The following is a 19,709-nucleotide window of genomic DNA, read 5'->3' as shown; positions in this document are numbered from 1 at the left end:
CGCCAACAGCCCGTGCCACCGGGGGATTCCCGGCGGTGGGATGTACCTACTCAGGGTAACGACGCGCAGTCGTAGTCGACACGCGGCCTTCTTCACAGGAGAGTTCGATACCGCAGGTCAGCAACACAACGCGAAACCGGACTGGTCAAGTTCGAATTGCCCGAATTACCAAGGCTTATCCAATTGAAAAGCCAGGATTTCCCGTCTGCGCGAATTGTCCGCCGCAGGGTAAACGGAGATTTCTACCCAGATCACGACTTGATTACACCGAAATCTTGCGCCGAACGGAAAATGGTCGCAGAATTGTTATGTAGCTGATCCCCGCAGTAGACCGAAGGAAGGTTGGACCCCGAGTGGGTCGGATCCAAGTGGACAACAACACATTTGGGAGTGCGGCGTGACCACGTTTCTCGATTCGACACTCGAAGCTCGCTGCGTCAGGTACCGCCGCGAGTTTCACCTGCCGTCATCGATCGATCCCACGTCACGACACATCCTGCTCGAGATAGGCAATCGGTACGGGGCCGTCACCATGCCCGCCGAACTCGGCGAGCGCGTACAGCGGCGACTGGAACAGGCGGAACTCGCCGGCCCCGTCGTACATCACCCCCGCGCCCGACGCTGGACCTTCATCACCGGTCCCGCCCGGCCGGAATCGATCACCCCGGCGGTATCCGCGACGCTGTTCCGCATGTACGCCACCGTCGCGGGCACGGGCGCCCAGGTCGTGCTCCCCTCCGCCGACGACGAGCGGACCGGATATCGCACCTGGGTGCGTGCGCCCGGGACCGCGCGCACGGTCCCGCCGCTGGAATCGGTGCTCGAGGCGCTGCTCGGGCGCTGACCCGGTATCGCTATTCGGCCGACGCCTCGACAGCGACGACCCGCTGCCGCAGTTTCTCGACGGTCTCGGCCGGGTCGGCGGTGCCGTACACCGCCGACCCCGCGACGAAGCAATCCACACCCGCCTCGGCGGCCTGCTCGATGGTGTCCATATTGATGCCGCCGTCGATCTCCACCACCAGGCGCAGTTCACCCGCGTCCACCAGATCGCGGACCACGCGCGCCTTCTCCAGGACGTGCGGAATGAACGACTGGCCGCCGAAACCCGGCTCGACACTCATGACGAGCAGGGTGTCGAATTCCTTCAGCACCTCGAGATAGGGCTCGATCGGGGTGTTCGGCTTCACCGACAGTCCCGCCTTGGCCCCCGCCGCGCGGATATCGCGCGCCACCGCGATCGGATTGTCGGTGGTCTCGGCGTGGAAGGTGACGTTGTACGCACCGGCCTCCGCGTAACCCGGGGCCCACCGCTCCGGATTCTCGATCATGAGGTGGCAGTCGACCGGAATGTCGGTCACCGTCAGAATGCTCTGCACCACCGGCAGGCCCAGTGTCAGATTGGGCACGAAGTGGTTGTCCATCACGTCGACGTGCACCCAGTCGGAGCCTTCGATGGCCTTCAACTCGGCGGCGAGGTTCGCGAAATCGGCGGACAGGATGGAGGGGGCGATCATCGGCGCGGGCCGATGGAAGGAAGTGGAGGAGGTGCACACAGAGCGCAGTCTATCGGCCCGGCCCCGGCCGCCCCGGCACGCCCGAACAGGCCATTGCGCTGATTGCCGCGCGGCGGAATGGGTAGCCTAGTGCAGGTGATCAATATTTCGGCGGAACAAGGGCTGCGCGCGACCCCGGTCGAGATCGGCGTCGCCGCATCGGTCTCCCAGTTGCCCATCGTACGTGGACTCGCCGAAACACTGGTGCTGCTCAGTGATTTCACCCTGGACGAGGTCGCCGACATCCGGCTGGCCGTGGACGAGGCCGCCTCCACCCTGATCGCGCTCGCCAAACCCGACTCCACCCTGCGCTGCCGATTCACCGTCGGCGACACCGATCTGGTGGTGGCGGTCAGCGGCGTGGCGGAGAAGGAGGGTGTGCCGGACGAGAGCGGTTTCGGCTGGCATGTGCTGCGCACCCTGTCGGATTCGGTGACCGCGACCCAGGGCGAGTTCGATCCGGCCACCGCCGGATATCCGACAACCGTGGAGTTCCGGCGGGTCCGGGGGAAGGCGTAGTGGTCGGCGAGGACACCGTGTTCGAATCCCAGGAATCACCGCGACCCGAGCCCACCGAGGAACGGGCCGGCGGCAGCGCCGCGACCGGCAACGGTACCGAGAACGAGGAAACCGCCGACGATCTCGACGCCGGCGAGGCGGAGGAGGTCGCGCGCAGCGTCTCCGGCTACGACGATGTCTCGGCGCTGTTCGAGGCGATGGCCGCCGCGCCCGAGAAGTCCGCGCGACGCGGTGACCTGCGGGCCGAACTCATCAACCGCTGCATTCCGCTGGCCGACCACATCGCCCGCAAATTCAGCGGGCGCGGTGAGCCGTTCGACGATCTCACCCAGGTGGCGCGGGTCGGTCTGGTGCACGCGGTGGATCGGTTCGACATCACCCGCGGCTCCAACTTCCTGTCCTTCGCGGTACCGACCATCATGGGCGAGGTGCGCCGCTACTTCCGCGACAACACCTGGGCCATGCGGGTGCCGCGCCGGATCAAGGAAACCCACCTGCGCATCGGCTCCGCCATCGACGCGCTCTCCCAGCAGTTGGGCCGCTCCCCCACCGCCAAGGAGATCGCCGCCGAACTCGGGATCGACGCCGACGAGGTGACCCAGGCCGTGATCGCCGGAAACGCCTACCAGCCCAGCTCCATCGACGCCGTCTCGGTGGGCCGCGATACCGAGGCATCCCTGCTCGACACGTTGGGCGAGGAGGAGTCGCAGTTCGACCGCGTCGAGGAGTACGTCGCCATCCGGCCGCTGCTCGCGGGCCTGCCCGAACGCGAACGCCGCATCCTCACCATGCGGTTCTTCGAATCCATGACCCAGACCCAGATCGCGCAGCAGATGGGCATCTCGCAGATGCACGTCTCCCGCATCCTCGCCAAGACCCTTGCCCGCCTGCGGGAGCAGTCGGCGCGGGAGTGACGGCCCGGCCCGGCGATCAGCCGATCACAGCGGGAGTGACGGCCCGGCCCGGCGATCAGCCGATCACAGCTCGGCCGTGACGAATCCGGGCTGCCGGAGGCGGATTCGGCGATCCGGGTTCCGTCCGGAGCCCGAATTGCGCTGCCGCCGCGGGCATCGTAGGCACCAGCCGGGCCGAGGTGATCGGCCAGCACGACGTGCAGGCCGTTCCGCTCAGCCAAGCGCCGCGCGCACGAGCTCCGCTTCGGCCGCCGCCGTTCGCGGCGATGTCGAAGGGCCGGGAGGTCAACTGCGCTGCGGCGACGTTCATTCCGACCTCGTGGCAGGTAGCGGTCGGCTCCGCACCCGCTGGCCAGGCAGCGCAGCGCACTCACCGCGCGACACAACACCCACCCACCGCGCGGCATGCCCCGGGCTGCCCGGGGCATGCCGCGCCACCGGTCACGGTTTGCGCAGGGCCGCGAGGAACATGGCGTCGGTGCCGTGGCGGTGCGGCCACAGTTGGGCGCCCGGTCCGTCGCCGGTGTCGGGGACGCCGGGGAGCAGGTCGCGGGCGTCGAGTTGGGTCGCGCCGGTACGGCGGGCGATATCGGCCACCACCGAGACGGTTTCCGACAGGTGCGGGGAGCACGTCGAGTAGACGACCACGCCGCCCGGACGCAGCAGATCCCATGCGGCGGTGAGCAATTCACGTTGCAGACTGACCAGGTCGCGGACGTCGGAGGGGCGGCGACGCCAGCGGGCCTCGGGGCGTCTGCGCAACGCGCCCAGGCCGGTGCAGGGCGCGTCCACCAGGATGCGGTCGTAGCCCGGTTGCAGGTCGCTGTCGCGGCCGTCGGTGACGTGAACGGTGACCGGCATGCCGTGGGTGGCCCGGCGGACCAGCTCGGCACGGTGTTCGGCCGGTTCCACGGCGTCGACGTGGAAACCGTCGATATCGGCCAGGGCGCCCAGCAGGGCGGTCTTGCCGCCCGGGCCCGCGCACAGGTCCAGCCAGCGGCCGCCGTCGGGGCCGTCGAGCGGGGCGCGGGTCAGCGCGAGCGCCACCAGCTGGCTGCCCTCGTCCTGGACGGCCGCCATACCCTCGCGCACCGGTTCCAGCTTGGCCGGATCGCCGCCGTCGAGGTACACCGCGTACGGCGACCAGCGGCCTTCCTCGCCGCCGGTCACCAATGCCAGTTCCTCCGCGGTGATCTCGCCAGGCCGCGCCACCAAATGGACCACCGGGCGCGCATCGTCGGCGGCCAGCACCTCGCGCAGTTCCCCGGCCCGCGCGCCGAGCGCGTCCGCGAACGCCTGCGCGATCCAGGTGGGATGGGCGTACTCGAAGGCCAGCTGTCCCAGCGGATCCGCCGGAGCCAGCCGCTCCACCCACTCCTCCACCGTGCGTTCGGCGGCCCGGCGCAGCACGGCATTGACGAATCCGGCCTTGCCACCGCCGAATTCGGACCGCGCCAGCGCCACCGAGGTGTCCACCGCCGCGTGCGCCCCGATCCGGGTCCGCAGCAGCTGATACACCCCCAGCCGCAGCACATCCAGCAGCGCCCCGTCGATCTCGGTCACCGGCCGCCCGGCGCAGTCCGCGATCACCGCGTCCAGCAGCCCCTGCGACCGGCACGCCCCATAGGTCAGTTCGGTGGCCAGCGCCGCGTCCCGGCCGGACAGCTTCCGCTCCCGCAGCAGCCCCGGCAGCACGAGATTCGCGTACGCGTCCCGCTCCCGCACCGCCCGCAGCACATCGCGCGCCACCGCCCGCACCGGATCGGCCTGCCCGTACTCACCGCCGCGCCCGGCCTTCCGCGCGCCGCGCCCGCCATCGCCGCGCGAGCGGTCGCGCCCGGCGCCGCCGTCCGAACCGTCTTCGCGACGGCGAACCGCGCCACGCCCCGCGCCACCGCGCCGGTCACGACCGTCCGCACCGCTACCGGCACCGCCGAAATCACCGTCCCGTGAATCGCCACGCCGGGGACCGGCGGAACCGCCCCGCGCGGTCGGCGCGCCGCGGCGGTCGCTCCGCTCACCAGCCCGCGAGACACCGGTTCCGCTGCCCGGACCGGTTCGCCGCCCCTGGCGGTCGTCCCGCGGCCGGTCGTCCTGTCGCCGACCGCGCGAGTCGTCGCCCGGCCGCTCGCGCTCGTAACCTTCGTTGCGGGGCACGGCATTCCGGCGACCCGAAGGCCGGTCTTCCGCGCCGCGCCGATCCCCCTGAGAGCCGCCGTCCCGCGAGCCTCGCGGGGCCGGGGCGCCCGCGTCCCGCCTTCCGGGCCGGCGGTCGTCGTCGCGTCCCCGCTGTCCCCACTCGGGCCGGGTCACTCGACCACCGCGCCCGGTTGCAGGCGGGCGCCGCGGGCCCAGTCCAGGGCGGCCATCATCTTCCTGCCCTGGGGCTGGACCTGGTCGAGGCGGATCGCGGTGGTGGCGGTGCCGATGTACACACCGGATTTGCGGACCTCGATGGCGCGTTCGGGCAGGGCCTCCTCGACCATGTCGACGGGGCCGAGTTTGAGACGTTTGCCGTCGACCACGGTCCACGCGCCGGGGGCCGGGGTGACCGCGCGGATGCGGCGGGAGATGGCCAGCGCCGGTTGGTCCCAACGGATGTGCCCGGCCTCGGGTTCCACCTTGGGAGCGTAGGAGATGCCATCGGTGGATTGCGGGACGGCGTGCACGGTGCCGTCCTCCACGCCGTCGAGGGTGGTTTCGAGCAGGTGCGCACCGCTGTCGGCGAGCCGCTCCAGCAGTACGCCCGCGGTATCGGTGACCCGGATCTTCTCGGTCACCATGCCGAAGACGGGGCCGGTGTCCAGACCCGCCTCGATCTGGAAGGTGGAGGCGCCGGTGATCTCGTCCCCGGCCAGAATGGCCGCCTGCACCGGGGCCGCGCCGCGCCAGGCGGGCAGCAGCGAGAAGTGCAGATTGATCCAGCCGTAGCGCGGGATGTCGAGCACCCGCTGCGGCAGCAGCGCCCCGTAGGCCACCACCGGACAGCAGTCGGGCGCCAATTCCCGCAATCGCTCGATGAATTCGGGTTCGGACGGCTTGCCCGGCGTGAGCACCGGAATGCCGTGCTCGTCGGCCAGCCGTCCGATGGGTGAGCGGGTGACCTTGCGCCCGCGCCCGGCGACGGCGTCGGGCCGGGTCACCACCGCGACCACCTCGTGGCGCGGCGATTCGATGAGCCGCCGCAGCGACGGCACCGCCGGTTCCGGCGTTCCCGCGAAGACCACGCGCATCAGCGACCCCGTCCCGACGCGTCGGCGCGCTTGCGACCGCCGATCTCGGCGGCGGGCACCACCGTGATTCCCGCGGTGAACCAGGACGATTCGCGGATGGTCCGCATCGCCTCCTTGCGCGGGCCGGGTTCCAGGCGTTGCAGGAACAGCACTCCGTCCAGGTGGTCGGTCTCGTGCTGCACACAGCGGGCCAGCAGGCCCTCGGCCCGGAATTCCACCGGCGCACCGGTCATGTCGACGCCGCGGGCGCGCACGGTCATTGCCCGGGTGACGTCCTCGCGCACCCCCGGAATGGACAGGCAGCCCTCCGGCCCGGTCTGTGTCTCGTCGCCGTCGACCTCGAACACCGGATTGATCAGATGCCCCCGGGCGTCCCCGGTGTCGTACACGAACACGCGCAGCCCGACCCCGATCTGCGGGGCCGCCATGCCGACGCCGCCGCTTTCGTACATGGTGTCGGTGAGGTCGGCGACCAGCTGGCGCACCTGCTGGTCGAACGTCTCCACCTCCGCCGCGCGAGCGCGCAGAATCGGATCGCCGAACAGGCGGACGGGCTGGATGGTCACGGGCGGCTCCCGGTAGCGAATGAATACGGTCGTCTCATTTTACGGATACCGGGAGCCACCCTGATCAGGAATGCGCCGCCAGGACGACTTCGGTGATTCCGGTGCCCATGGGCACCGGCTCGCAGACCGGTGCCTGCGCGGTGGCGGGATCGAGCGCGTTCAGCAGCAGCCGGTGCACATAGGGTTCGTACACCGTGTGGAAATGCCCGGTCAGATTGTCCTCGCAGAGGTCCTGGACGACCAGGTTCGTCGCCCCCGGACCGCGCAGCGCGATGTTCTCGAAGGGCTGGATCATCTCATCCACGCGGCTGCCGATGGTGGTGTAACGCACACCGGGGACGGTGTCCCCGCCGGCATTGAGCGCCACGATGAACTCCGATCCGGCGGCCTGCTGCACCGCGGCCTTGGAGCTGGCCAGTTCGAAGACCGGGAACAGCACCGGCACGTATTTCGCCACCGGCACGACGCCGTACATGACGCCGCCGTAGCTGGGTGAGGCCAGGCCGACCCAGTGCCCGACCTTCGGCGCTCCCCCGAGCTTGTTGACCCAGTAGCGGGTCACGTTGGCGCCCTGGGAGAACCCCACCAGGTCCACCTGCTGCGCACCGGTCGCGGCCAGCACCCGGTCGACGAAGACGCCGATCTGCGCGGAACTCACCCAGATGTCCTCGGTGCCGTAGGACTCGGCGCCGGGCGCGCCGCCGTAGTTCAGCGCGAAGACGCAGTAGCCCGCCGCGGCCAGCGTCGGCGCGATGGCCGCCCAGTCGGAGTACGCCGAGGAGTCGGTGCCGTGCGCCAGGACCACCGGGCGCGGATGTGCGGCGCTGGGTTCGCAGTCGAAGTCGTTGGCGCCCTGCGGCGCGGCGTTCGGATGGTCCTTCAGGTATCGGGCCGCCCCGAGATGGTCGGTCTGCGGCGGTCCCGCCTGCACGGGGACGACGATGCCGTCCCCCACCGGTTGTGCGGTGGCGGTCGCCGCGCCGATCGGCGTCATGCCCGCGGCGACCGCCCACATCATTACCCCCGCCGCGGCGATCCAGCGCCAGCGGCTCCTCTTTTGTCCCATGTCCCTAGACAACACGGGGCCCATTTGTGCCATGCCATGATTTTCCCCGCCGGGCGGCCGAAAATCGCATCGGGCAAGGGCGTTTCGCTGCCATTACTTTTCGGGTGTGTCATCTTCGGCGAGGATGCGGTAGAGCGATTTGCGCGCCTCGGTGAGCACCTCGGCCGCCTTGGCCGCCTGCGCCGGGGTGCCGACGGCAGCCACCTGGGCGACCGCGCCCATGAGCTGGCCGACCAGCCCGCGCAGATCCAGGGTCTGATCGCCGACGCCGTCCTTGACCTCCTGCCAGGGGTCGCCCAGTTCGGAGCGGTGCTCCTCCACGTAGGCGGTGCCGGTCTCGGTCAGTTTCGCGGTCTTGCGACCCGACACCTTCTCGATGATCACCAGACCCTCGTCCTCGAGCTGCGCGAGCGCCGGATAGATGGATCCGGGACTGGGCCGCCAGACATCCTCGCTGCGTTCGCGGATCTGCTGGATCAGCTCGTAGCCGTGCATGGGCCGCTCCTGCAGTAGCAGCAGGATGGCGGCGCGCACGTCACCGCGCCGACCGCGGCCACCGCGACCGCGACCGCGACCGAAGTGCGGGCCGGGGCCGAAACCGGGGCCGAAGCCACCCGGGCCGAAGCCGGGACCGAAGTCGCCGAAGCCGCGGCCGTGACCATGGCGGTGCGGGCCGCCGGGGCCACCGTGCGGACCGCGACCCATCCGGGGATGGTCGGGACCGCGCTGTTGCTCGCGTCGCATGCGACGCCAGGGCCCACGGGCCCCGTGCGTGTTGTCCATGTGTTCCATGGCGCTGCCTCCTTCAAGGCTTGTCGTTACTCTTGCTGCTATCGACGATATATCGGCAATCTATTCACGACAAGTGTGAATGGAGACACAAGCAAGAATTCCAGGCTCGGTCAGGCCAGGGAATCGATCCACGCCACCAGGCGACGCCCCTCCGCCTCCATCAGCTCGGGATCACGGAAGGTGTTGGTGAGCAACGAAATTCCCTGGTAGGCGGCCAGCAACGCCACCGCCAGCTCGCGCGCGTCGGCGCGCCCCATAGCGGCGAACTGCGCTTCGATCCAGTCGATGAGCAGCCCCATGACGGCGGCCAGTTCACGGTCGAGGCCGTCGGCGCGTTTGTCGAGTTCGGTGGCGAGCGTGCCGGTCGGACAGCCGAAACGGGCCGCGGCATCGCGTTGCTCGACCCAGCCGCGAACCAACGCCTGCAACCGTTCGGCCGGAGTGTCGACGGCGTTCAGGTCGGCGATCAGCGCGTCGAGCACGCGCGCGTGCGCGCCGATGGCCGCCTGCACGAGTTGATCCTTGGTCTTGAAGTAGTAGTAGACGTTGCCCACGGGAACGTCGGCCGCCTGGGCGATATGAGCGATGGTCGTCTTCTCGACGCCCTGCCGGTAGAACACGTCGGCGGCGGCCGCGGCCAACCGCTCGCGCTTACCCTGCGCCATCCGCCGCCCGCCTGAGTTAGTCACTCAACTAACTATAGACACGACGACCGCCATCGACTACGGTCACACTTAGTCAGCCAACTAACTCAGGAGTTTCGATGATCGTGGTGACCGGTGCGACCGGAAATGTCGGACGCCCACTGGTGCGGATGCTCGCGGCGGCGGGCGAGCAGGTGACGGCGGTGTCCCGTACGGCCGTCGCGGAGTTGCCCGAAGGCGTGCGCCACGTGGCCGCGGACCTCACCGATACCGACAGCCTGACCACCGCCTTCGCCGGAGCCGACGCGCTCTACCTGCTCCTCGCACCGGGCTCGTTCCACGCGGATGTGCCGGGCCTGCTCGCGGCCGCCGCCGCGGCCGGCGTGCGGCGGGTGGTGCTCCAGTCCTCGCAGGGCGTGGCCACCCGGCCGGAATCCCCCTCGCACGGACAGCTTGGCAAGGCGATCGAGGACGCCGTGCGGGCATCGGGGCTGGCCTGGACCATCCTGCGCCCCGGCGGGTTCCAGTCCAACGCCCTGGCCTGGGCCGCGCGGGTGCGGGCCGAGCGCACGGTCGGCGCGCCGTTCGGCGAGGTGGCCATCCCGTTCGTCGATCCGGAGGACATCGCCGCGGTCGCGGCGGCCACTCTGCGCGCGGACGGACACGACGGGCGGACCTACGTGCTCACCGGCCCGGTCGCGGAATCCCCGCGCGAGCGGGTGCGGGCATTGAGCGAGGCGCTCGGGGAGCCGGTGCGCTTCCTGGATCAGACACCCGAACAGGCCCGGGCCGAGTTGCTCACGGTCATGCCGCCGGACGTGGCCGATACCACCCTCGCCATCCTGGGCGCGCCCACCGCGGCGGAACAGCGGATCAGCCCCGATATCGAGCGCGTCCTCGGCCGTGCGCCCCGGCCGTTCGCCGCCTGGGCTCAGCGCTCGGTCGCGGCCTTCCGCTGAACATGCGCGACGGCCGCGTGCAGCGCATCGAGGAATTCCACTGCGCCCGACAGTGATTCCGCCGCACTAGAGGCCGATGCCGCTGTGCCCGACACCGATTCCCGCCGGAGGACGGCTACCGTGGGCCGCACCGCGTCCTCGTGATCGATGCGCAGGGCCGTCACCGCCGCAGGCAGGGCGGTGCGGGCCAGCCCGGGCACCACCGTGACGCCGAGACCGGCGGCGACCAGCCCCAGCTTGGCCGACCAGTCCCGGACCACGTACGGGCGCGCGGGTGCCGACCCGCCCAGCCACGCGCCCAGCAGCGGAGTGCCCGGTTCGAGGCTGCCCACGATCCACCGCTCGTCGCGCAGCAGCGCGGCCGACACCGTGGTGCGCCGCGCCAGCCGGTGCGTCGAGGGGACGGCGACGAACAGCGGATCATCCAGCAGCGGCACCACCAGCAGCTCCGCGGGAGCGGCGGCCGGTGCGGCCACGACCGCCACGTCGGATCGGCGGCGCGCGACGGCGTTCAGCAGTGCGGCACTCGTCCCCTCGCGCGGCACCAGCGTGATGTGCGGATGCCGCCGGGCGAAGTCGGCCATGGCGCGCGGCAGCACCGCGGCCATGGCGCTGGCGAAACCGCCCACGCGCAGCCGCCCGCGCGGCCGGGCCTCGAGTTCGAGCAGTTCCTGCCGGGCGGCGTCCAGATCGCCGAGCACGATCTCGGCGTGCCGGGCGACCACCCGGCCCGCCGCCGTGGGCCGCACCCCGCGCGCCCGCCGCTCGAACAGCGCCCGGCCCGCCGCCCGCTCCATCAGCCGGATCTGCCGCGACACCGCGGACTGGGTGTACCCCAGGCGATCCGCGGCGGCCGAGAACGAACCGCAGCGCATCACCTCCCGCAGCACACGCAGACCGAGGACGGTGAACTCACCCATGCCGAAACGTGATACCAGATATGCGAAAGCCCCGCTGGTCGCATGGGTGGGACCGGCCTAGCGTTGCCGATATGACAGCGCAACGGCAGGCCAATCGCGAACTCGTGGAACGCGTCTTCGCGCGCATGGCCGCGGGCGACACCCGGGCATTGACCGAGGCCATGGCCGAACACGTCGCCTGGACCTTCCCGGGCGGCTGGTCGTGGTCGGGCACCTGGTCACCGAAGGCGGTGGTGCTGCGAGAGCTGTTGCGCCCGTTGCTGGCTCAGTTCACCGACTATCGGATGGCTGCCGATCTGGTGCTCGCCGACGGCGACCGGGTGGTGGTCCAGGCACGCGGCAACGGCACCACCGTGCGCGGCGACGCCTACGAGCAGACCTACTGCCTCATCCTGCGCCTGGCCGACGGACTGATCACCGAGATCGTGGAGCACTGCGACACCGCGCTGGTGGAGCGCACCCTGGTGCGGCCCTGAGTCAGCTCAGTCCTTGCGGACCGCGTACTCCTGCCCGCCGCGCTTCCACACCACGATCTCCAGATGCCCGTCGATCAACTCGACCGCGGACGCGCCGGCGATCTCGACCCCGAAGAACGGATCGAACTTCTCGCCGCGCAGATCCATACCGCTGTCCTGATAGAGGTTCTCGGCGAATCGCGCGTGCAGGGCCTCGTCCCGGATGTTCTCCACCGTTCCCCAGAGCTTCGCGTCGCCGTCGCCGACCATGGTGTCGACGGTGGCGGTGTGCAGGCTGAAACGCGGATCGCGTTGCAGGTCGTTGAATTTGGTGGTGTTGGGCATGCCGATCAGCCAGAGCCGGTCCTCGAAGAACAGCGGCTCCATCGGACTGATGCGCGGGAAGCCGTCCGAGCGCAGCGTGGCGAGCATGCAGAGGTTGCCGGTCGCGGTGTGACGCCGCCGGAAGATGGTCGAAATGCGAGGCGCGGCGTCGGCGAATTCGGTCCAGGGTGTCATGGATCAACCGTAAATCCGCAGGTACGGCCCGCGCTTGACCGTTCTTGCCCGATGCGCGGGCGGCGCGCTCGGCCGATGCTCAGCCGATGTCGATGGGGTCGATCTGCACCCGCAGCGGCCCGTCCGAGCGGTGGCTGCTGCGCACCGCCTGGGCGGCGACGAGTGCCCGCGACAGCGCCGCGCCGTGCGACCGGTCGACCCGCAGGATCATCCGCTCCACGTCGGCGGGGGTGTCCCCGCTGAACGGCTTGCGGGCCCCGAAGGGCAGCGGCACCGGTCCCAGCACCTCCACCCCGGCGGGCAGCCGTGCATCGCCCAGCAGCTCGGCGATGGTGTCGGTGGTGCCGTCGACGGCGGCGAAGCGCACCGCGGGCGGGAACCGCACCTCGGTGCGCCCGGTCAGCTCGAAGTGCGCGTGCCCCACCGGATCCCAGCGCACCAGCGCCTGCACGGTGGGTATCGAAGGCTCGGCCATGACCAGCACCTGGCCGCCGGCTCGCACCAGCGCGGCGGCGGACATCCAGCGCCGTAGCGCGTCCTCGGCGGCCCGCAGATCCGCGCGGCCCAGTAGCGCCCAGCCGTCGAGCAGCAGCGCCACCCCGTAACCGCCGGGCACGGTCGGCTCGGCGCCGATGGTCGAGACCACCACCTGCGGCCCCTCCGCCACCGAGGTCAGCACCGACTTGCCGCCCGACCCTCGAATCGGCACGCCGGGAAAGGCGCGTCCCAGTTCCTCGGCGGTGCGCATCGCCCCGATGACCACCGCGCGCAGGGCCCGGGAACCGCAGGAGCCACACCGGAACGCGGCCTCGGTGATACCGCACCACCGGCAGCTCGGACTGTGCGCGGTCTCACCGGAGGCGGTGCGCACCGCCGCGATACCGAGTTCGCGGGAACCGGTGCGCGGTCCCTGGCCGCCGGGTGCGCTGTCGGGTAGGGCGAGTGGGCCGTTGCAGTGCCGACAGCGCGCGGGCGTGCGGCACTTCGCACAGGCCAGCGCCGGTATGTAGCCCCGGCGCGGCACCTGGACCAGCACCGGGTCACCCGCCGCCAGCGCGCGCCGGGCGGCGGCGAACGCGGTCGCGGGGATGCGGACGGCGCGGGCGATGGGATCGCGTTCCATCGCCGTGTCGGTGTCGCCGGGCGCGCTGATGCGCGGCATGGCCTGGCGCACGGTGGACCGTTCCGCCAGCAGGTCGTGCGCCCAGCCGGATTCGACCACGGCCTGGATCTCCGCGGTGCGGGCGAAGCCACCGGCCAGGAAGGCCGCGCCGGTCTCGTGCGCACGCAGCATGGCCACCTCGCGGGCGTGCGGATAGGGTGCGCGCGGTTCGGCGTAGGTGTCGTCGCCGTCGTCCCAGATGACGATGAGCCCCAGCTCCCGGGCGGGCACGAAGACGGTGCTGCGGGTGCCGACCACGACCCGCGCGCTGCCGCGCAGCGCGGCCAGCCACCGCCGGTAGCGGGCGGTGGGGCCGAGCCCGGCGGCCAGCCCGACCGCCGCGTCGCCCACCAGTGCGGCGCATTCGGTGAGCACCCGGTCGAGGTCGCGCTGATCGGGGACGAGCAGGACGGCGCTGCGGCCACCGGCCACCACCACGGCGGCGAGTTCGGCCAGCCGACGCGCCCAGTCCTCCCCCGGCAGCGCCTGCCAGGCGGCGCGCGGACCGCGCCCCGCGCGCAGGGCGGTGAGGAAGGACCCGGCGTGCGCGTAGCGCTCCCATCCCGGGAACGATGCCGGAATCTCCGGCAGTTCAACGGGTTTCGGTTCCTCGGCCTCGGTGCGCGCATGCCGGGGCGGAATGGCCAGCCGCAGCACGTCGGCGCGGGTGCCCGCGTAGCGCGCGGCAACGGCCTCGACCAGGCGCAGGATCTCGGGCGTCAGCACCCGCTCCCCCGACACCACCCGGTCCAGGGTCACGATCTTGCCGGTGTGATCGCTGCGTTCCAGCCGTTCCAGCACGAATCCGTCGATCAGGCGGCCGGAGAAACGCACCCGCACCCGCACGCCCGGCTGCGCGAGTTCGTCCATCTCGGGCGGGACCCGGTAGTCGAAGTCCCGGTCGAGATGCACCGGTTCCAGCAGTGGCAGCACCCGCGCGATGGGGCGTTCCACCGAACCGGCGACGGCGGGAGCGGAGCCCTGCGAGGTACGCGTCGCGTCCTCCGGGCCCGGCGCTCCCGCCGTCGCGTCGGTGTCGGCCAATTACAGTCCGGCGGCCGCGAGCAGCTTCTCCGCGCGATCGGTGCGCTCCCACGGCAGATCGACGTCGGTACGGCCGAAGTGGCCGTAGGCGGCGGTCGGCGCGTAGATCGGGCGCAGCAGGTCCAGATCGCGGATGATCGCGCCGGGACGCAGGTCGAAGACCTCAGCGATGGCGGCGGAGATCTTGGCCGGGTCGATCTGCTCGGTGCCGAAGGTCTCCACGAACAGGCCCACCGGGGCGGCCTTGCCGATGGCGTAGGCGACCTGCACCTCGACCCGCTCGGACAGGCCGGCCGCGACGACGTTCTTGGCGACCCAGCGCATGGCGTAGGCGGCGGAACGGTCGACCTTCGACGGGTCCTTGCCGGAGAAGGCGCCGCCGCCGTGGCGGGCCATACCGCCGTAGGTGTCGACGATGATCTTGCGGCCGGTCAGGCCCGCGTCGCCCATCGGGCCGCCGAGCACGAACTTGCCGGTCGGGTTGACCAGCAGCCGCACCTCGGAGGTGTCCAGGGGCTTCGGCAGCTCCAGTTCGCCCAGCACCGTGTCGACGACCTTCTCGCGGATATCGGGGGCGAGCAGGTTGTCGAGGTCGATGTCGGCGGCGTGCTGGGTGGAGATGACCACGGTGTCCAGCCGGACCGGGGTGTCGCCGTCGTATTCGATGGTGACCTGGGTCTTGCCGTCGGGGCGCAGGTACGGCAGCACGCCGGACTTGCGGACCTCGGTGAGACGCCGGGACAGCTTGTGCGCCAAGGAGATCGGCAGCGGCATCAGCTCCGGGGTCTCCCGGGTGGCGTAGCCGAACATCAGGCCCTGGTCGCCCGCGCCCTGGCGCGCGATGGCGTCGTCCTCGCCGCCGACGCGGGCCTCGTGCGAGGTGTCCACGCCCTGGGCGATATCCGGCGACTGCGCGCCGATGGCGACGTTCACGCCGCAGGACGCGCCGTCGAATCCCTTTGCCGACGAGTCGTATCCGATCTCCAGGACCTTCTCGCGGACGATGGTCGGGATGTCGGCGTAGGCCGAGGTGGTGACCTCACCGGCCACGTGCACCTGACCGGTGGTCACCATGGTCTCCACCGCGACCCGGCTGCGCGGATCGGCCGCGAGCAACGCGTCGAGGATGGAATCGCTGATGGCATCACAGATCTTGTCCGGATGACCCTCGGTCACGGACTCACTGGTGAATAGGCGGCTGCCAGACGTGCGCACAGTTCTTCCCTCTCCCTCAACGGGTTTCTCGTTCGGCTTGCGACAGTAGCGGGCTCCCCCGTCTGCACAACCCTGTGTCTGTAGGTTATTCCAAAGCTGCGGGCGCTGGGGCCACGACCGGGTGGCCGGGATGCCGCGCCCAGGTGACGAAACAATACCGACCCAGACAGTTTGCCGCCCGATCGGTACGTTGCGTCGGCGTGGCGATCGCGATCAGCGCAGCAGCGGGCCGAGCGCGTCCAACACGCGGCTGGCGAGCAGCGCCTTGGACCCGTGGTCCAGGGCGATCTCGGTGCCGTCGGCGCCGAGCAGCCAGCCGTCGTTGTGGTCCACCTCGAACGCCTTGCCCTCGCCGACGGCGTTCACCACCAGCAGGTCGCAGCCCTTGCGTGCCAGCTTGGCGCGGGCGTGGGTCAGCACATCGCCGTGCTCGTCCCCGGTCTCGGCGGCGAAACCGACGATCGCGGTACCCGGCAGCTGCCCGTCCCGACGGGCTTGCACCAGCCCCGCCAGAATATCGGGAGTCTTCGCGAGTTCGATCGAATTCGGTTCTCCCGCACCCTTTTTGATTTTCGCCGCGGCCACGTTCACCGGCCGGAAGTCGGCCACCGCGGCCGCCATGATCACCGCGTCCGCGCCGAGGGCGTGCTTGTCGACCGCGGTCTTCAGCTGCTCGGCGGTGGTGATGTTGACGACCTCGACCGCGGCCGGAGCCGCCATGCCGATGGTGTTGCCCGCGATCAGCGTGACCTGCGCCCCGCGCTGCGCGGCCACCCGGGCCAGCGCGTAGCCCTGTTTGCCGGAGCTGCGGTTGCCCAGGAAGCGCACCGGATCCAGCGGTTCCCGGGTGCCACCGGCGGTCACCACGACCCGGCGGCCCTCGAGATCACGCGGAATGGCGTCGGCGCGCTCGGACAACAGCGAGGTGAGCGCGAAGATCTCCTCGGGTTCGGGCAGGCGGCCCGCACCGGTGTCGGCGCCGGTGAGGCGGCCGTGCGCGGGTTCCATCACGATGGCCCCGTGCCGACGCAGGGTGGCGACGTTCTCCTGGGTGGCCGGATGCTCCCACATCTCGGTGTGCATGGCCGGGACGAACAGCACGGGACATCGCGCGGTCAGCAGCGTGGCGGTGAGCAGATCGTCGGCGCGCCCCTGCGCGGCCCGCGCCATGAGGTCGGCGGTGGCGGGCGCGATCACGACGAGGTCGGCCTCCTGGCCGAGCCGCACGTGCGGCACCTCGGGCACGTCGGCGAACACACCGGTGTTGACCGGATTGCCGGACAGTGCCTCGAAGGTGGCCTTGCCGACGAATTCGAGCGCCGACCGCGTGGGAATGACGCGAACCTCGTGGCCGGTCTCGGTGAACCGGCGCACGAGGGCGCAACTCTTGTAGGCGGCGATGCCGCCGCCGACTCCGACGACGATCCGGGTCACCGCACGCCCCGGACGGTTGGCACGCTCGCGGGCGTGATGGGGAGTGGTCACCGTGTGCCTCCAGCGCCGTCGTTGGTTGTCACGCCGGGCGCTCCGCATGGCTCGGCGTGTATCCGAATGGCTCGGCCTACTCGCCTTCGGAGTGCTCGAGCAGATCGGCGTGGATCTCACGCATCGCGACGGAGAGCGGCTTCTCCTGCAGACCCGGCTCGACCAGCGGGCCGACGTACTCGAGGATGCCGTCGCCGAGCTGGTTGTAGTAGTCGTTGATCTGCCGCGCCCGCTTGGCCGCGTAGATGACCAGCGCGTACTTGGACGAGGTGCGCTCCAGCAGCTCGTCGATCGGCGGATTGGTCAGGCCGACCGGAGTGTCGTAGGCGGGGGCGGCCTTCATGTCCGTACTCACTAGGGAGGCTCCTGCGGGGTTGATGTTCAACGGGGTGGGCGTCCGGCCCGGTCGGCCGCGAGGTCCGCGGACGGACTTCAGTGGGCCGACGAGCCGTGTTTCGAGGCAGACCTCGAATTTGTGCTAACGAACAACGATACCAACCGCTCACAGGCAGCGGTCACCTCGTCGTTCACTATGACGATGTCGAACTCGTCACAGGCCGCCAATTCGGTTTTCGCGGTCTGCAAGCGCCGCTCGATCACCTCGGGCGATTCGGTGCCCCGGGAGGTGAGCCGGGATACCAGCTCGTCCCAGCTGGGCGGTGCCAGGAAGGCCAGGACGGCCTCCGGCATCGCCCGGCGGACCGAGCGCGCCCCTTCGAGATCGACTTCGAGCAGTACCGAGCGACCGGCCGCCAAGGCCTCCCGCACCGGCGCGGCCGGGGTGCCCGACCGCTGCAACCCGCCGTGGATATCGGCCCATTCCAGGAGTTCGTCCGCCTCGATCATGGCGTCGAACTGTTCCCTGGTGACGAAGCGATAATCACGACCGTCGACCTCGCCGGGCCGGGGAGCCCGGGTGGTGGCCGACACACTGAACACCAGTTCCGGCAACCGTTCGCGCACACAGCGCACGACGGTTGACTTTCCTACGGCCGAGGGGCCGACCAGGACTACCAGCCGACCCTTCCGAGTGTGTTCGACCACCCTCGGATTATTCGGCGCTGAAGTCGAACCGGGCCAGCAGCGCCTTGCGCTGCCGGTCGCCCAGACCACGCAGGCGGCGGGTCGGGGCGATCTCCAGTTCGCTCATGATCTCAGCAGCCTTGACCTTGCCCACCTTCGGCAGGGCTTCCAGCAGAGCCGAAACCTTCATCTTGCCGAGCACTTCGTCCTTCTCGGCGTCCTGAAGGACCGTCTTCAGGTCGGTGCCGCCACGCTTCAAGCGCTCCTTGAGCTCCGCCCGAGCGCGGCGAGCGGCAGCCGCCTTCTCCAAAGCAGCGGCGCGCTGCTCGTCAGTCAGCTGGGGAAGGGCCACGGTTCCTCCGTCTCATCGTTCATTGCATCTACTCCCGCCGGGGAGAACCCCGGCGGTCTCAGCGACCGTACCCACGTCGCCTGGCGATTGCGAACCCGCCCCCCAGGTCAGCGCGTGATTCCGGGCACGGCCGCGCCGAGCGGGCATCCGCGGAGAACAACTCCGCCCGGCTGCGACGATACTAACCACAGAATCGCGAACCCCGTTGCAGCCAGGGCATTTTCACACTTTCGCCAGGTGAGCCGGGGATACGCCCTGGCGCCGGGTCACCTCGTAACCGAGCTGTGATCACGCGACCTGGAATTTTCTCGGAATTCTCGGCGTGTCGCGCAAAAACCGCACCGCGTGTCGCGCATCACACGCTACCACCACCGAGCGCCCGCGGGCCTGTCGCGAACCCGCCCGGACCCCACTGAACGCGGCCTGAAGCGGCCGTAGACGGGCGAAAACACATTGGTGTAGTTCTCGGGTGCGGAACGGGTGCGACATCCCGCCACGGCGGCGCTGAGCCGCACCCGGATCCACCGATTTCGCCCACAGTGAAACCGGACATATCGGACCGATTTCGGCTGGTCGCGCGCCCACGCCCCCGATCCGGCCGCGCGATCGGCGGCAGTCAGCCGCTCTGCACGGCGATCCGAAGACCGAGCGCGACCATGAGCGTGCCCATGGCGGCGTCGATGGCCCGCCGCACCCGCCGACGGGTGAAGACATGGCGCAGCGCACCGATGGCCACGGCCAAGGTCACGAACCAGCTCAGGTTCACGACCGTGCAGACCAGGGCGAGCTCGAGGGTGCTCAGCGCCGACGGATCGGCGGGCAGGAACTGCGGCACCAGGGCGATGAAGAACACCGCGGCCTTGGGATTGAGCAGATTGTTGAGCAGACCCTGCCGGAAGGCCACGCGCAGACCGTGCCGCTTCGGTCCTACTCCGGCGTCGAGTTCGTAGGCCCCGCGCCGCGCCGCCAGCAGGGCGCGCACCCCGAGATAGGCGAGGTAGGCCGCCCCGACCAGCTTCACCGCGGTGTAGGCCACGGCCGAGGCGGCCAGCAGACCGGCGATGCCGACGGCCGTGATCAGCGACCACACGAACACGCCCATGGCGACGCCCGCCGCGCTGGCGATTCCGGCGCGGCGACCCGAGACTGCGCTGTTGCGCACGACGATGACGAAATCGGGGCCGGGAGTCATGGATCCGAGCAGAATCACCCCGGCGAGTGCGAGAACCTGTGCCGTCGACATCACCGGCTCAGCGTACGCGGCGGCCGCGGTGTCGAACAGCAC

Annotated in this window: 21 protein-coding genes; 5 read left to right on the top strand and 16 right to left on the bottom strand. The window is 70.5% G+C overall.

Annotated elements, in window-relative coordinates; genetic code table 11:
- Positions 1–397: 397 nt before the first annotated feature.
- Entirely contained in the window at positions 398–844 is a 447-nt protein-coding gene (locus tag QMO76_RS15880; RefSeq protein WP_306362066.1) for a hypothetical protein, read from the top strand.
- Between the two features lie 10 nt (positions 845–854).
- On the opposite strand, the gene rpe is transcribed toward QMO76_RS15880, so the two are convergent.
- Positions 855–1,517 carry a ribulose-phosphate 3-epimerase gene (gene rpe / locus QMO76_RS15875; RefSeq protein WP_306362364.1) on the bottom strand — a complete coding sequence of 221 codons (663 nt, stop codon included), beginning with the start codon at positions 1,515–1,517 and terminating at the stop codon, positions 855–857.
- Between the two features lie 135 nt (positions 1,518–1,652).
- On the opposite strand from rpe, the gene QMO76_RS15870 reads away from it, so the two are divergent.
- Positions 1,653–2,075 (top strand): ATP-binding protein, encoded by a 423-nt coding sequence (locus QMO76_RS15870; protein WP_306362065.1) that lies wholly within the window; start codon positions 1,653–1,655, stop codon positions 2,073–2,075.
- Positions 2,075–2,989: a SigB/SigF/SigG family RNA polymerase sigma factor gene (locus QMO76_RS15865; RefSeq protein WP_306362064.1), complete on the top strand. Its 915-nt coding sequence runs from the start codon at positions 2,075–2,077 to the stop codon at positions 2,987–2,989. The genes QMO76_RS15870 and QMO76_RS15865 overlap by 1 nt, the downstream gene beginning before the upstream one ends.
- 441 nt (positions 2,990–3,430) lie before the next feature.
- Here QMO76_RS15865 and QMO76_RS15860 read toward each other — a convergent pair whose 3' ends face one another.
- The 6 genes from QMO76_RS15860 to QMO76_RS15835 all read right to left on the bottom strand — a co-directional run bounded on the left by QMO76_RS15860 (position 3,431) and on the right by QMO76_RS15835 (position 9,335).
- Complete coding sequence (locus tag QMO76_RS15860; protein WP_306362063.1) at positions 3,431–5,146, bottom strand: RsmB/NOP family class I SAM-dependent RNA methyltransferase; 1,716 nt, start codon at positions 5,144–5,146, stop codon at positions 3,431–3,433.
- 152 nt (positions 5,147–5,298) lie between these two features.
- Positions 5,299–6,222 carry a methionyl-tRNA formyltransferase gene (gene fmt / locus QMO76_RS15855; protein ID WP_306362062.1) on the bottom strand — a complete coding sequence of 308 codons (924 nt, stop codon included), beginning with the start codon at positions 6,220–6,222 and terminating at the stop codon, positions 5,299–5,301.
- Positions 6,222–6,788 (bottom strand): peptide deformylase, encoded by a 567-nt coding sequence (gene def, locus QMO76_RS15850; RefSeq protein ID WP_306362061.1) that lies wholly within the window; start codon positions 6,786–6,788, stop codon positions 6,222–6,224. The genes fmt and def overlap by 1 nt, the downstream gene beginning before the upstream one ends.
- A 64-nt stretch (positions 6,789–6,852) precedes the next feature.
- Positions 6,853–7,854, bottom strand: coding sequence for an alpha/beta fold hydrolase (locus tag QMO76_RS15845; RefSeq protein WP_372341985.1), 1,002 nt, complete (start codon positions 7,852–7,854; stop codon positions 6,853–6,855).
- A gap of 93 nt (positions 7,855–7,947) precedes the next feature.
- Positions 7,948–8,637: a PadR family transcriptional regulator gene (locus QMO76_RS15840; RefSeq protein WP_372341998.1), complete on the bottom strand. Its 690-nt coding sequence runs from the start codon at positions 8,635–8,637 to the stop codon at positions 7,948–7,950.
- Positions 8,638–8,756: 119 nt separating this feature from the next.
- On the bottom strand, positions 8,757–9,335 hold the full coding sequence (locus tag QMO76_RS15835) for a TetR/AcrR family transcriptional regulator (RefSeq protein WP_306362060.1): 579 nt from the start codon (positions 9,333–9,335) through the stop codon (positions 8,757–8,759).
- A 74-nt stretch (positions 9,336–9,409) separates the two neighbouring features.
- On the opposite strand from QMO76_RS15835, the gene QMO76_RS15830 reads away from it, so the two are divergent.
- Entirely contained in the window at positions 9,410–10,249 is an 840-nt protein-coding gene (locus QMO76_RS15830) for an NAD(P)H-binding protein (RefSeq protein ID WP_306362059.1), read from the top strand.
- Here the strand turns inward: QMO76_RS15830 and QMO76_RS15825 are convergent.
- A complete protein-coding gene (locus tag QMO76_RS15825) occupies positions 10,222–11,169 on the bottom strand; it encodes a LysR family transcriptional regulator (protein WP_306362058.1) in 948 nt (315 codons plus the stop codon). The two genes, QMO76_RS15830 and QMO76_RS15825, sit on opposite strands and share 28 nt — an antisense overlap.
- 71 nt (positions 11,170–11,240) lie before the next feature.
- Between QMO76_RS15825 and QMO76_RS15820 the strand changes: the two genes are divergently transcribed.
- On the top strand, positions 11,241–11,645 hold the full coding sequence (locus QMO76_RS15820) for a nuclear transport factor 2 family protein (RefSeq protein WP_306362057.1): 405 nt from the start codon (positions 11,241–11,243) through the stop codon (positions 11,643–11,645).
- Positions 11,646–11,651: 6 nt separating this feature from the next.
- Here the strand turns inward: QMO76_RS15820 and QMO76_RS15815 are convergent, their stop codons facing one another.
- From QMO76_RS15815 to QMO76_RS15780, 8 genes are all read right to left on the bottom strand, one after another.
- Entirely contained in the window at positions 11,652–12,143 is a 492-nt protein-coding gene (locus tag QMO76_RS15815; protein ID WP_306362056.1) for a pyridoxamine 5'-phosphate oxidase family protein, read from the bottom strand.
- 79 nt (positions 12,144–12,222) lie between these two features.
- Positions 12,223–14,238, bottom strand: a complete 2,016-nt coding sequence (locus QMO76_RS15810) for a primosomal protein N' (RefSeq protein WP_306362361.1) — start codon at positions 14,236–14,238, stop codon at positions 12,223–12,225.
- A 111-nt stretch (positions 14,239–14,349) separates the two neighbouring features.
- Positions 14,350–15,564 carry a methionine adenosyltransferase gene (gene metK / locus QMO76_RS15805; RefSeq protein WP_306362055.1) on the bottom strand — a complete coding sequence of 405 codons (1,215 nt, stop codon included), beginning with the start codon at positions 15,562–15,564 and terminating at the stop codon, positions 14,350–14,352.
- Between the two features lie 213 nt (positions 15,565–15,777).
- A complete protein-coding gene (coaBC, locus tag QMO76_RS15800) occupies positions 15,778–17,049 on the bottom strand; it encodes a bifunctional phosphopantothenoylcysteine decarboxylase/phosphopantothenate--cysteine ligase CoaBC (protein ID WP_306362054.1) in 1,272 nt (423 codons plus the stop codon).
- 76 nt (positions 17,050–17,125) lie between these two features.
- The gene (gene rpoZ / locus QMO76_RS15795) at positions 17,126–17,392 is read right to left on the bottom strand and encodes a DNA-directed RNA polymerase subunit omega (protein WP_029924434.1); all 267 of its coding nucleotides are present in this window, start codon (positions 17,390–17,392) and stop codon (positions 17,126–17,128) included.
- 89 nt (positions 17,393–17,481) lie between these two features.
- A complete protein-coding gene (gene gmk, locus QMO76_RS15790) occupies positions 17,482–18,093 on the bottom strand; it encodes a guanylate kinase (RefSeq protein WP_306362053.1) in 612 nt (203 codons plus the stop codon).
- 7 nt (positions 18,094–18,100) lie between these two features.
- Positions 18,101–18,424, bottom strand: coding sequence for an integration host factor, actinobacterial type (gene mihF / locus QMO76_RS15785; RefSeq protein ID WP_029924430.1), 324 nt, complete (start codon positions 18,422–18,424; stop codon positions 18,101–18,103).
- A 616-nt stretch (positions 18,425–19,040) separates the two neighbouring features.
- Positions 19,041–19,709, bottom strand: a complete 669-nt coding sequence (locus QMO76_RS15780) for a LysE family translocator (protein ID WP_306362052.1) — start codon at positions 19,707–19,709, stop codon at positions 19,041–19,043.

Source organism: Nocardia sp. CC227C (assembly GCF_030767025.1).
GTDB lineage: Bacteria > Actinomycetota > Actinomycetes > Mycobacteriales > Mycobacteriaceae > Nocardia.
Note: the sequence above shows the minus strand (reverse complement) of the source record. Positions and strands in the feature narration are given on the sequence as shown.

What these genes read in the sequence shown, in the direction of transcription:
- QMO76_RS15825 (WP_306362058.1), bottom strand. Translation starts at nt 11,169, where the DNA reads ATGGGTGAGTTCACCGTCCTCGGTCTGCGTGTGCTGCGGGAGGTGATG.
- rpoZ (WP_029924434.1), bottom strand. Translation starts at nt 17,392, where the DNA reads ATGAAGGCCGCCCCCGCCTACGACACTCCGGTCGGCCTGACCAATCCG.
- QMO76_RS15845 (WP_372341985.1), bottom strand. Translation starts at nt 7,854, where the DNA reads ATGGGACAAAAGAGGAGCCGCTGGCGCTGGATCGCCGCGGCGGGGGTA.
- QMO76_RS15830 (WP_306362059.1), top strand. Translation starts at nt 9,410, where the DNA reads ATGATCGTGGTGACCGGTGCGACCGGAAATGTCGGACGCCCACTGGTG.
- QMO76_RS15815 (WP_306362056.1), bottom strand. Translation starts at nt 12,143, where the DNA reads ATGACACCCTGGACCGAATTCGCCGACGCCGCGCCTCGCATTTCGACC.
- rpe (WP_306362364.1), bottom strand. Translation starts at nt 1,517, where the DNA reads ATGATCGCCCCCTCCATCCTGTCCGCCGATTTCGCGAACCTCGCCGCC.
- fmt (WP_306362062.1), bottom strand. Translation starts at nt 6,222, where the DNA reads ATGCGCGTGGTCTTCGCGGGAACGCCGGAACCGGCGGTGCCGTCGCTG.
- QMO76_RS15840 (WP_372341998.1), bottom strand. Translation starts at nt 8,637, where the DNA reads ATGGACAACACGCACGGGGCCCGTGGGCCCTGGCGTCGCATGCGACGC.
- QMO76_RS15820 (WP_306362057.1), top strand. Translation starts at nt 11,241, where the DNA reads ATGACAGCGCAACGGCAGGCCAATCGCGAACTCGTGGAACGCGTCTTC.